Origin of the sequence: Bradyrhizobium sp. CCBAU 11386, from assembly GCF_028128955.1 — a bacterium.
Lineage (GTDB): Bacteria > Pseudomonadota > Alphaproteobacteria > Rhizobiales > Xanthobacteraceae > Bradyrhizobium.
Window position 1 is genome coordinate 35859 of the sequence record NZ_LBKA01000250.1, and the last position, 11698, is coordinate 47556.

Annotated in this window: 12 protein-coding genes; 6 read left to right on the plus strand and 6 right to left on the minus strand. The window is 64.4% G+C overall.

What is annotated here, in order from left to right:
- Window positions 1-8: 8 nt before the first annotated feature.
- Together XI09_RS32395 and XI09_RS32400 are read right to left on the minus strand one after the other, a co-directional pair.
- A complete protein-coding gene (locus tag XI09_RS32395; protein ID WP_271570484.1) occupies window positions 9-974 on the minus strand; it encodes a DMT family transporter in 966 nt (321 codons plus the stop codon).
- A gap of 75 nt (window positions 975-1049) precedes the next feature.
- Window positions 1050-1529 carry a PaaI family thioesterase gene (locus XI09_RS32400; protein ID WP_271570485.1) on the minus strand — a complete coding sequence of 160 codons (480 nt, stop codon included), beginning with the start codon at window positions 1527-1529 and terminating at the stop codon, window positions 1050-1052.
- A 183-nt stretch (window positions 1530-1712) separates the two neighbouring features.
- On the opposite strand from XI09_RS32400, the gene purL reads away from it, so the two are divergent.
- Window positions 1713-3923 carry a phosphoribosylformylglycinamidine synthase subunit PurL gene (purL, locus tag XI09_RS32405; protein ID WP_271570486.1) on the plus strand — a complete coding sequence of 737 codons (2211 nt, stop codon included), beginning with the start codon at window positions 1713-1715 and terminating at the stop codon, window positions 3921-3923.
- A gap of 153 nt (window positions 3924-4076) precedes the next feature.
- Here purL and XI09_RS32410 read toward each other — a convergent pair whose 3' ends face one another.
- On the minus strand, window positions 4077-5267 hold the full coding sequence (locus XI09_RS32410; protein WP_271570487.1) for an acyltransferase family protein: 1191 nt from the start codon (window positions 5265-5267) through the stop codon (window positions 4077-4079).
- A 230-nt stretch (window positions 5268-5497) separates the two neighbouring features.
- On the opposite strand from XI09_RS32410, the gene XI09_RS32415 reads away from it, so the two are divergent.
- Window positions 5498-5671 carry a DUF1328 domain-containing protein gene (locus XI09_RS32415; RefSeq protein ID WP_027548646.1) on the plus strand — a complete coding sequence of 58 codons (174 nt, stop codon included), beginning with the start codon at window positions 5498-5500 and terminating at the stop codon, window positions 5669-5671.
- A gap of 122 nt (window positions 5672-5793) precedes the next feature.
- Here the strand turns inward: XI09_RS32415 and XI09_RS32420 are convergent, their stop codons facing one another.
- Window positions 5794-6153 (minus strand): DUF427 domain-containing protein, encoded by a 360-nt coding sequence (locus tag XI09_RS32420; protein ID WP_271570488.1) that lies wholly within the window; start codon window positions 6151-6153, stop codon window positions 5794-5796.
- 184 nt (window positions 6154-6337) lie between these two features.
- Here XI09_RS32420 and XI09_RS32425 point away from each other — a divergent pair, with 184 nt between their 5' ends.
- Both XI09_RS32425 and XI09_RS32430 read left to right on the plus strand, forming a co-directional pair.
- Complete coding sequence (locus XI09_RS32425) at window positions 6338-6574, plus strand: BolA family protein (RefSeq protein WP_011088461.1); 237 nt, start codon at window positions 6338-6340, stop codon at window positions 6572-6574.
- Window positions 6575-6597: 23 nt separating this feature from the next.
- Window positions 6598-7782, plus strand: coding sequence for a low temperature requirement protein A (locus XI09_RS32430; protein ID WP_271570582.1), 1185 nt, complete (start codon window positions 6598-6600; stop codon window positions 7780-7782).
- A 429-nt stretch (window positions 7783-8211) separates the two neighbouring features.
- Here the strand turns inward: XI09_RS32430 and egtD are convergent, their stop codons facing one another.
- Both egtD and egtB read right to left on the minus strand, forming a co-directional pair.
- Window positions 8212-9183: an L-histidine N(alpha)-methyltransferase gene (egtD, locus tag XI09_RS32435; protein WP_271570489.1), complete on the minus strand. Its 972-nt coding sequence runs from the start codon at window positions 9181-9183 to the stop codon at window positions 8212-8214.
- Window positions 9184-9233: 50 nt separating this feature from the next.
- Window positions 9234-10532 carry an ergothioneine biosynthesis protein EgtB gene (egtB, locus tag XI09_RS32440; protein WP_271570583.1) on the minus strand — a complete coding sequence of 433 codons (1299 nt, stop codon included), beginning with the start codon at window positions 10530-10532 and terminating at the stop codon, window positions 9234-9236.
- Window positions 10533-10772: 240 nt separating this feature from the next.
- On the opposite strand from egtB, the gene grxD reads away from it, so the two are divergent.
- Window positions 10773-11099, plus strand: a complete 327-nt coding sequence (gene grxD / locus XI09_RS32445; protein WP_027548651.1) for a Grx4 family monothiol glutaredoxin — start codon at window positions 10773-10775, stop codon at window positions 11097-11099.
- 3 nt (window positions 11100-11102) lie between these two features.
- A complete protein-coding gene (locus XI09_RS32450) occupies window positions 11103-11654 on the plus strand; it encodes an O-acetyl-ADP-ribose deacetylase (protein WP_271570490.1) in 552 nt (183 codons plus the stop codon).
- Window positions 11655-11698: the final 44 nt, after the last annotated feature.

Below are 11698 nucleotides of genomic sequence, written 5' to 3' on the forward strand. Positions count from 1 at the left end.
GCCTCGCGCTAGCGCAGCTTCAGTCGCTCGGCCGGCACCGTCATCGCGGCAACGCCGGCCATGACCAGCAGCAGGCCCAGTGCGAGGTTCGAGGGCACGCTCTCGCCGAGCAGCAGCACGGACAGGCCGACGCCGATCGGGATGCGCAAATAGCCTTGCGCATTCGTTGTCAGCGTGCCGAGCCGGCCGAGGCAGACGTAGAACAGCATCAATCCCAACGCGCTGGAGACGATGCCCATGACGATGGTGGCGATGATCGCCTGAAACGTCGGATGCAGCGTCCAGGGCTGGTCGATGATCAGCGAGGGCGGGAGCAGGATGAGGCCGCCGAACAGCAGCGAGCCGGCCGCCACCACCATCGGGTCGTAGTCGGATAGCCTGAGGCCGAAGATCGTCGCGCAGGCAAAGGAGATGGTGGCGAGCAGGATCGCGATCTCCGCGATGATCTCACTCCTGAGGCCGCCGAGCGCATCGAGGCCGACGATGGCGACGGTGCCGGCGAGACCGAGGATCGCGCCCGCGAGCTTCAACAGCGTGGCCGGCTCGTGGCGCGTGATCAGCGAGGTGATCAGGAAGGCGAAGATCGGCGTCGTCGAGGCCAGCACCACCGTGTTGGACGCCGGCACATATTGCTGCGACCAGGTGATGACCAGGAACGGGAAGGTTGAGTTGATCAGCTGCTGGGTTGCGAACAGCTCCCAGGCCTTCGCGTCGGTCGGGATCCTGACTCCGCGCATCCACAGGATCGCGAACAGGAAAGCCGCCGCGATCAGCGAACGCGCCGAGATGAAGGTGATGGGCGGGATCGTGTCCAGCGCGAGCTTGGCCAGCGGATAGGTGGAGCTCCAGCAGCAGGCGAGCGCGAACAGCAGCGCATAGTCGCGCCAGTTGCGGGCGCCGGTCGCGGCCATGGACGGTAGCGGCGATGATACGGAGGCCGCTGCGCGACCCCTCGGCGACGTGCTCTGCGGCACCTTGTTCCTGCTCCCCGGCGCGACCGCGCTTCTCGCAAGTCTGGGCGAGGGGACGCCAAAAGGGAAGGCGTCGAGCTATGCGTTTGGCTGAGGGAGCGACTTCCGCTTGGCCCGCTTGATCGTTCCGGAAAAGGTGAACAGCCGGCGCTCGCCGGAGGCCATCTGCCCGCGCAGGAAGATCAACGAGCCGCCGGCGCGGGTGATCTCGCCGGTGCATTCGATCAGCTCGCCCTCATGCCCGGCATCCAGGAACTCGCAGGCGAAATTGACCGTCACGCCGCGGCCGTTCAGTGCGTTCCGGCCGATCGCGAACAGGCAGTAATCGGCGAAGGCCATGAAGCAGCCGCCATGGACGTTGCTGGAGCCGTTCAAATGCTTCTTTTCGACCCGGAAGGCGCAGCGGACGCTGCCGTCCGCCTCCAGGCGGTGCCAGAAGGGACCGATATGGTTCTCAAAGCTGTCCCTGATCCAGGTTTGCCAGCCCTTGAATTCCCCCTCGGTCGCGACATGCAGCTCGGGGCGGGGCGGAGCGGCCGTTTTGGTCAATTCGTGCAAGGAAATGGGCCTTCAATTGCGGGTCTTCAGCCCTTAAATCCGATCCGTCCGCGCCGTGCAATTCCCGTTCCCGCACCCCTCGGCCGCAAAACGTGGGACAGTGGGAAAATGCGCCATAAAGGGCTTTTCGCGAGGCCCCGATCTTCCTAAGAACGGCCAACCGCCGCCGAAAGCCCCGAATCCATGAAGAACGAACCCAAGATCACCCCCGAACTGGTTGCCGCCCACGGGCTCAAGCCCGACGAGTACGAGCGCATCCTGAAGCTGATCGGGCGGGAGCCGACTTTCACCGAGCTCGGCATCTTCTCGGCGATGTGGAACGAGCATTGCTCGTACAAATCCTCGCGCATCCATCTGCGCGGATTGCCGACCAAAGCGCCCTGGGTGATCCAGGGCCCCGGCGAGAATGCCGGCGTGATCGACATCGGCGACGGCCAAGCCGTGGTCTTCAAGATGGAGAGCCACAACCACCCGAGCTACATCGAGCCCTACCAGGGTGCGACCACCGGCGTCGGCGGCATTTTGCGCGACGTCTTCACCATGGGCGCGCGCCCGATCGCCTGCCTCAATGCGCTGAGTTTTGGCGCGCCCGAGCATGCCAAGACCCGGCATCTCGTCTCCGGCGTGGTCGCCGGCGTCGGCGGCTACGGCAATTCCTTCGGCGTGCCGACCGTCGGCGGCCAGGTGCGCTTCCACACCCGTTATGACGGCAACATCCTCGTCAACGCGATGGCCGTGGGCCTCGCCGACGCCGACAAGATCTTCTATGCGGCCGCCTCCGGCGTGAACATGCCGATCGTCTATCTGGGCTCCAAGACCGGCCGTGACGGCATCCACGGCGCCTCGATGGCCTCGGCCGAGTTCGACGACAAGTCCGAGGAGAAGCGCCCCACCGTGCAGGTCGGCGATCCCTTCGCCGAGAAGCTGCTGCTGGAAGCCTGCCTCGAGATCATGGAGAAGGGCTGCGTCATCGCGATCCAGGACATGGGCGCGGCGGGCCTGACCTGTTCGGCGGTCGAGATGGGCGCCAAGGGCGACCTCGGCGTCGACCTTGATCTCGACGCGGTGCCGACCCGCGAGACTGGCATGAGCGCCTACGAGATGATGCTCTCGGAGAGCCAGGAGCGCATGCTGATGGTGCTCAAGCCCGAGAAGGAGAAGGAAGCCGAGGCCATCTTCAAGAAATGGGGCCTCGACTTCGCCGTGGTCGGCTACACCACGCCGAGCAAGCGCTTCGTGGTCAAGCATGGCGGCGACGTCATGGCCGACCTGCCGATCAAGGAGCTCGGCGACGAGGCGCCGGTCTATGACCGGCCGCATATCCCCTCCGCCGCGCTGCCGGTCGTGCATGCGCGCGAAGTGCCGGCACCGATGAGCGTCGGGGCCGCGCTGGAGAAGCTGATCGGCACGCCTGACATGTGCAGCAGGCGCTGGGTCTGGGAGCAGTACGACCACGTCATCCTCGGCAACACCATGCAGCGCCCCGGCGGCGATGCCGCCGTGGTGCGCGTGCAGGACGGGCCGAAGGGCCTGGCGCTGACCGTCGACGTCACGCCGCGCTATTGCGAGGCCGATCCCTACCAGGGCGGCATGCAGGCGGTGGCGGAGGCCTGGCGCAACATCACTGCGGTCGGCGGCAAGCCGCTCGCGATCACCGACAATCTCAACTTCGGCAATCCTGAAAGGCCCGAGATCATGGGCCAGTTCGTCGGCTGCCTGAAGGGCATCTCGGAAGCCTGCCGCACGCTCGACTTCCCGGTCGTCTCAGGCAACGTCTCGCTCTACAACGAGACCAACGGCCGCGCGATCCTGCCGACGCCCTCGATCGGCGGCGTCGGCCTGCTCGACGATTTCACCAAGTCAGCCTCGCTCGCCTTCAAGGCCGAGGGCGAGGCGATCCTGCTGATCGGCGAGACCCATGGCTGGCTCGGCCAGTCGGTCTACTTACGCGACATCTGCGGTCGCGAGGAGGGCGCGCCGCCGCCGGTCGATCTCGCCGCCGAGAAGCGCAACGGCGACTGCGTGCGCGGCATGATCCATGCGGGCACCGCGACCGCCGTGCACGACCTCTCCGATGGCGGCCTGCTGATCGCGCTTGCCGAGATGGCGATGGCGAGCGGCATCGGCGCCAAGCTGCTGGCGGCGCCGACCGCGCTCGTGTCGCAGGCCTATTGGTTCGGCGAGGACCAGGCACGCTATCTCGTCACCGTGCCGGAAACGGAGGCCGGCCGCGTGCTGGCCAAGATGCGCGGCTGCGAGGTGCCCTGCGTGCGGATCGGCACCACCGGCGGCGACGCGATCGCGATCGCCGGCGAGGCGTCGGTGGCGATCGATACGCTGCGCACCTCGTTCGAGCGCTGGCTGCCGGAGTATATGGGCGGGAAGGCGGCGTAGGCGCTGTCTCAATCTCAGACCCGTAGCCCGGATGGAGCGAAGCGTAATCCGGGATGGTACCCGCGGCGACAGACCCCGGATTGCGCTTCGCTCCATCCGGGCTCGACCACTTCGCTGCGCTCGGAACGACGATAGGAGGCCGGTGCCGCTTCCTCAAAGCACCTTCGTCGCGCCCGGGATCTGCCGCAACGCTCGCGTCAGCGCCCAGCTCGCCGCGACTGTCAGCACAAACCCGAGCGTGGCCTTGACGATCGCCGGCAGGTCATAGTCGAACAGCCAGTATTGCAGCCACAGTGCGATCGGATAGTGCACCAGGAACATGCCGTACGCGTCGCTCTGCATTGGATCGAGCAGCTTGGCTGAGCCTGATTGCCTGAACCTCTGGAAAAAGGCCAGGATCAGAAACATGATGGCCACGCTGAAGACAGTGAAGCAGATGGCATAGAGCGCTTCATACCAGTCCGGCAGCGGCGACGGGTTGCCCAGGATTTCGCGCTTGATGAAGATCAGCACCCACAAGAGGCAATACGGAACGATCGCCAGCACCATCCAGTCCCAGCTGACCTTCGCCATCCGGCCGTCTGCAGCGAGCAGCCCGCGATCCATTTGCGCAACGCCGATGCCGGCACCGAAAAAGAAGTAGGTCGCGTAGAGCATCACGCGCCCGTGCTGGACCGAGAACGGCCCGAACTCGAACCAACTGCCTGCTCCGAAGTGAACCCGCCCGGGAATGTAGAACGCCGCGGTGACGGCAAGCATGACCGCGAAGAACACGGCGGGCCGACGGCGACCGTGTAGCGAGAGGCGATTGATCGGATCGAGCAGATTGGGCGACAGCCGGTGCAGCAGGCAGGCAACCAGGTCGAAGGCGAACAAGACCCAAAGGAACCAGATCGGCCCGCTCGGCCACGGGCCCTTCGTGACCATATTCCACCAGAATTCCGAAAAGCCGATCTCGGGATGGTGCCGCAGGGAGATCGCGTAATAGGCGAGCGGAATGACTGTAAGGGCGCAGATCGCGAAGGGTAAGCCCAGCCGAAGCAGGCGATCTGCCAAATAGCTCCGCGCTCCCTTCCGGGCGATACCAGACCAGGCGAATAGTCCCGACAGGAAGAAGAACATCGCCATGAAGAAACTGTCGGTGGCGAGCACGATCATGTCGAAGCCGAAGAAGTACTTCGGATCGGTATGACCGAAATAAGTATAGGGGATCACCGCGTGATGCAGCAGCACCACCAGAGTCAGGAAGGTGCGGGCGCGATCGAGCGACAGATTGCGCGTCTTGCTCTTCGGCGCGGCGTGCACCTCTGCACCGATCGTCGCTGAATGTGACATCGTCATCATGGCCGCCCCGGTCTTGCTCCTGTCCCGGCCAGACTGTGCCGCCGGGAACCCGATTCAGCAAGCGCCGTTTGTGCAGCGCCATGATTGTGCAACGTCATGTTTTGCAGTGTCCTGTTTTGCAGCGTCTTGGCCGATGCGGCGCCGTCAGGAACCAGTTCCGCGCAGCGAAGTTAGCGTTCGCGAAAAGGGCGTGAGGGCCGCGACATGCGGCACCCAAGTCGGAGCTGGCGATGACGATCCTGAAATGGGCGCTGATCTTTCTCTTGATCTCGATCGTGGCCGGCGTGCTCGGCTTCACCGGCATCTCGGCCGCCTCCGCCGACATCGCCCGCTTCCTGTTCTACGTCTTCGTCGTGATCTTCCTGGTGCTGCTGATATTGGGGCTCACGATCTTCAGGGCGTAGCGGGGCTGCGTCAGCGTACTCAGTCGTCATGGCCGGGCTTGTCCCGGGCATCCACGCCTTCCGTGTCCGCGGCTGTCAGAGCACGTGGATGGCCGGGACAAGCCCGGCCATGACGGGAGAGGCTACCCCACCTCCTCGATCTTCACCTTGTCCGGATAGAAGGCCAGATGGCCGGAAATCTCCGTCATCGCGGGGAAGGGCGTCTCGTAGGTCCAGATCGCGTTATCGAGCGTCTTGCCGTCGACCTTGACGCTGTAATAGCTCGCATCGCCCTTGTAGGGGCAGTGGGTGACGCGGTCGGTGCGCTCCAGCAGCGCCATGTTGGCATCCTGTCGCGGTACATATTGCACTGCCGGATATTTGGCCTCCTTCAGCGTCAGCGCCTTGCTGGTCTCGGCGATCACGATGTCGCCCGCCGTGACGCGGACGCGCCGGGGGTTTGGGGTGATGGTGATGGGGTGGTCGGGCCCTGGAAGCTTCATGATTTCACGCCTTTTCGATCAATCTGCCGCGCGCGGCACTTTGTCGTGCCTTTATCCTGATGGGATCAGGGATATAGTGCCGGAAGGCGTGACGTAGAAGGCCGTTCACGCTAAGTTTGGCCCTGCTGGCGAGGGGACCCCGGCAGCGATTCGAACGTTTGAGACCAGAAGGAGCGAGACCCGAATGCCCATGGACGCCCACGATATCGAGGCGATGATCAAGGCAGCGATCCCCGATGCCGAGGTGACGATCCGTGACCTCGCCGGCGACGGCGATCACTATGCCGCGACCGTGATTTCGGAATCCTTCCGCGGCAAGTCCCGCGTCCAGCAGCACCAGATCGTCTATCAGTCCCTGCGCGGCCAGATGGGCGGCGTGCTACACGCGCTGGCGCTGCAAACCGGGGTACCCGGCACCTGATCTGATCGCGACGGGGAACGATGATGGCTGCGGACAATCCGCGCGGCGCGATGTTTCGCGTCATCGTGCCGAACCAGCACAGCCGCGTCACCAATGCCGAGCTGTTCTTCGACCTCGTCTTCGTCTTTGCCGTCACGCAGGTCTCGCACACGCTGCTGCACCATTTCACGCCGATCGGCGCGGTGCATGTCACGGTGCTGTTTCTCGCGGTGTGGTGGGTGTGGGTCTATACCGCCTGGGTCACCAACTGGCTCAATCCCGATCTGACGCCGGTCCGCATCCTGCTCTTCTCGATGATGCTGGGCGGCCTCGTGCTGTCGACGACGATCCCGACCGCCTTCGAGGGGCGGGGCCTGTGGTTTGCGATTGCCTATGCGACCATGCAGGTCGGACGCACCGCCTTCTGGATGTTCGCAACCCCGCGCCACCGGACGGCGGTGCGGCACAACGCGATCCGGATCCTGGTCTGGCTCTGCGGCTCCGCGATCTTCTGGATCCTCGGCGGCCTCGCGCATGACGAGGCGCGGCTGTGGTTCTGGATCGTGGCGCTGACGATCGAATACATCTCGCCAGCGGTACGCTTCTGGATCCCCAAGCTGGGATTCTCGTCGGTCGAGGCCTGGGCCGTCGAAGGCGGCCACATGGCCGAGCGCTGCGCCGGCTTCATCATTATCGCGCTCGGCGAGGCCGTCGTCGTCAACGGCGCAACCTTTGCCGAGCTGGACTGGACCGCGGACAACATTCTCGCGTTCGTCTCGGCGCTGGTCGGGGCCATCGCGATGTGGTGGATCTATTTCCACAAGGGCGCCGAGGCCGGCTCCGAGCGCATCTCGAAGTCCGCCGAATCCGGCCGGCTGGCGCGGCTCGCCTACACCTATCTGCACATGCCGATCGTCGCCGGCATCATCCTGACCGCGGTCTCGGACGAACTGGTGCTGAAGCATCCGACCGGACATTCCGACGTCAGGATCATCGTGAGCACGATCGGCGGGCCGCTGGTGTTCCTGGTCGGCACCATCCTGTTCAAGCACGCGATCCGCGGCTTCCTCCAGCTCTCGCACGGCATCGGCATCATCCTGCTGCTGGGGCTGTGGTGGTTCGCCGCCGATCTCTCGCCGCTCTGGCTGTCGGTTGCGACGACCGTGATCATGATCGTCGTCGCGGTATGGGAGTCGGTGTCGCTGGGGTCGAAGGTGGAAGAGGCGTGAGCGCAGCATGCGGCGCCTCATTATATTCGGCGCTGTTTTGGCTGCAGCCGTACTTGTTATCGAGGAGGCCATGCAGGGTCGGGTGCTCGGTCAAGGCCCGGCGGCCTGTCGGGCTATCGGGGGAAAGCCTGCCACCGCACGCTGCGTAACTCCCGTGTGCTACTGGCAAGGCGACTGCGGGCAGTGGGCGAACCCGAGGCAGTGGCTCGACCGCGTCAAGCCTGGTGACCCGATATCAAAGGTGGTTTTCTGGCTTGGCGAGCCGCTCCAGCGCGACGGTGAGTCTTTCTCCTGGTCGTGCGGGAAGCCGCACACGGACAGCTTCCGCGCCATCATTCGGGATGAACGGCTGGTGACGCTAGAGCCGTGCAAACCTGATTGAGCCAAGCAGCACCGGGCGCGAAATGCGCGTGAAGGCGGCTACAGCGTTTACTCCACCGCCTCCAGCGCATGCACCGAAAACATCTTGGCCGCATCCGTCCAGCTCTCGCGCACGCGCCAGCCGGCGCCTTGCGCCAGCGCAGCGAAGCGTTCGAGGCTGTATTTGTAGCTGTTCTCGGTGTGGATGCTCTCGCCGGGGCGGAACGAGAAGCTGGTGCCGAGCAGGCGCACGGTCTGGCTCTTCTTGCTGATCAGGTGCATCTCGATGCGATGCCGCTCGCGATTGTAGATGGCGCGATGGGTGAAGGCGGAGAGGTCGAAATTGCCGCCGAGCTCGCGGTTGATCCGGACCAGCACATTGAGGTTGAAGCGCGCGGTGACGCCGGCCGCATCGTTGTAGGCGTCATGAAGAACGCGCTCGTCCTTCTCGAGGTCGGCGCCAATGATCATCTGCGCGCCCCGGCCCAGAATCGCGCGCGCGCTCTTCAGGAAGGCCTGCGCTTCATGCGGCTCGAAATTGCCGATGGTCGAGCCCGGAAAGAAACCGACCTTGGGCATTGACGCGACCGCCCTGGGCAGCTCGAACGACGTGGTGAAGTCGGCCGCCACCGGATAGATGCCGAGTGTGGGGAAGTCCCGCTTCAGGCCGTTTGCCTGCGCCTTCAGGAAGTCGCCGGAGATGTCGACGGGCACGTAGGCCGCGAACTTGCAGTGGCTCAGCAGCAGGCGGACCTTCGTGGTCGCGCCCGCGCCGAACTCGACCAGCGCCGCATGCTCGGGAATGAACTTTGCGATCTCGCTGCCGCGCTCCTTCAGGATCGCAAGCTCGGTGCGCGTCGGATAATATTCGGGCAGGCGCGTGATCGCCTCGAACAATTCCGATCCGGTCGCATCGTAGAAATACTTTGGCGACAGCTTTTTCGGTTGCTGCGACAAATCCTCGATGGCCTCGCGGGCAAAGGCGGTCGTCTGCTCGTCGGGAAGATGGGCTTCGGCCAAAGCGCTGGCGTGCACATTCATGATACTCTCCTGAACGCGCTGTCCGGCGCGCATCTGTCGTCGGATGAGAACTAGTTGTAATCGGCGAGCCGCAGTCCCGTGAATTGCCAGCGGTGGTGCGGATAGAAGAAGTTACGATAGGTGATACGGCTGTGCCCCTCCGGGGTTGCAAGCGAGGAGCCGCGCAGCACCAGCTGGTTGACCATGAACTTGCCGTTGTATTCGCCGAGCGCGCCTTCGATGGCGCGGTAACCCGGGTAGGGCGAATAGGAAGATCGCGTCCACTGCCAGACGATCCCGAAGGCGTCATTGAGCGCGCCCGCGCGTGCCGCGACCTCCCATTCCATCTCGGTCGGCAGATGCTTTCCGGCCCACCGCGCGAACGCATCGGCCTCGTAATAGCTGACATGGCAGACGGGGGCGTCGGGATCGACCGGCTTGAGGCCGGCGAGCGTCATCACCTGCCAGGCGCCATCGACCTCGCGCCAATGGCCCGGAGCCTGCCAGTCTTCCCTGCTGACGGTGGCAAAGCCGTCCATCAGCCACAGCGTTGCGTTCGCGTAGCCACCGTCGCGCATGAAGGCGAGCCATTCGCCATTGGTGACGAGATTGCGCGCGACCTTGACCGGGCCGACGAGGGCGCGATGGGCCGGCTTCTCGTTGTCGAAATGGAAGCTGTCGTCGACGTGGCCGACGGTGTGGATGCCTTCGTTGAGGGGCAGCCAGTCATCGCCGGTGCGCGTCGCGGACGGAAAGCGCCAGTCCGGGTCGTAGGCCGGATAGACCGGATTCTGCGCAAAGGCGTGCAGGATGTCGGTGAACATCAATTCCTGATGCTGCTGCTCGTGGTTGAGCCCGACCTCGACCAGCGGAGCGATGGCGCGGAGCTTGTCCTCGCCGGCCTCGCGGAAGAATTTCACGACCGCCGCATCGACATGTCTGCGATAGGCGCCGACCTCGTTCGCACTGGGACGGGTGATGTCGCCACGGTGATTCCGGGCATGACGCGGGCCGGCGCTGACATAATAGGAGTTGAACAGGAACGCGAAATCGGGGTGGAAGGGCCGGTAGCCCGGGCAGTGCTCGCCGAGCAGAAATTGCTCCCAGAACCAGGTGGTGTGGGCCCGGTGCCATTTCGCGGGGCTCGCATCCGGCATGGACTGGATCTGCTGGTCCTCCGGCGACAGCGGCGCGGCCCGGCGCTCGGTCTCGTTGCGGACGGCGAGAAAGGCGTCTTCCAGCCACAGGGCGAGCTTGCCTGGGGCGGAGGACGGTGACGAAAGCGGGGCGGTGGCCGTAGCGGAAGCTTGTTTCGTCACGTTTTTCTCCAGACAGGACAAGAGAACGTTGTTGGCGTTGCCCGGTTCCAAAACCAAGGTTCGTCCTAGATAGGGGCTCCGTTACGGTATGAAAGTCCTCCCCGGTGATGATATTCGTGTCATCATGCAATGGGGCCGGTGCCATCAGGACCGGCCGCCAAGGGGGTGTTCGCCGCCATTTTACTTTGGATGCACAACGGTTTGGGCTACATATATAGGCAGGTATCGGGTTAAATCGGCTGAGCCGGCCCGGAGTGAATGTTGAGGGCTCCGCCCCAGAAGGACATGGATATGAGCATCGAGGAATTCATCGCCAACGAAGTGAAGTCGAACGACGTGGTTCTGTTCATGAAGGGCACGCCGCAATTTCCGCAGTGCGGTTTCTCCGGCCAGGTCGTGCAGATCCTCGACCATCTCGGCGTTGGCTATAAGGGCCTCAACGTCCTCGAATCCGCAGAACTGCGCAACGGCATCAAGACCTTCTCCAACTGGCCGACCATTCCGCAGCTCTATGTGAAGGGCGAATTCGTCGGCGGCTGCGACATCGTCCGCGAGATGTTCCAGGCCGGCGAATTGCAGCAGCTCCTCTCCGAGAAGGGCGTCGCAGTCGCGGCCTGACGCGTGACCGCGCTGTCGCGCCGGATTGGCGGCGCGGAGCTCGAGGTCATCGTTGCCGACATCACGACACTGAGCGTTGACGCCATCGTCAACGCCGCCAACACGTCGCTCCTGGGCGGGGGCGGCGTCGATGGGGCGATCCATCGGGCCGCCGGGCCCGATCTGATCGCCGAATGCCGGATGCTCCACGGCTGCAAGACGGGCGACGCCAAGATCACCAAGGGCTATCGGCTCAAGGCCGCGCACGTGATCCATACCGTCGGTCCGGTCTGGAATGGCGGCACGCTGGACGAAGTCGATCTGCTCGCCTCCTGCTATTGCCGTTCGATGGAGCTGTGCGGGAAGCACAAGCTGACCTCGGTGGCATTTCCCGCGATTTCGACCGGCATTTTCCGCTTTCCCGCAGACCGCGCGGCGGAGATCGCCGTGCGCACGATAATCGAAGGGCTCGCTGTCGCGCCGTCCGTTGCGCGCGTGGTGTTCTGCTGCTTTGCCGAGCCGAGCGCCAAGCTCCATGCCGAGGCGCTTGCGCGACACAGCAGCCCTTGTGCCTGATGACGCGGTCAGTACACTCCGCCCGGCCATGTTACGGGGAGGGG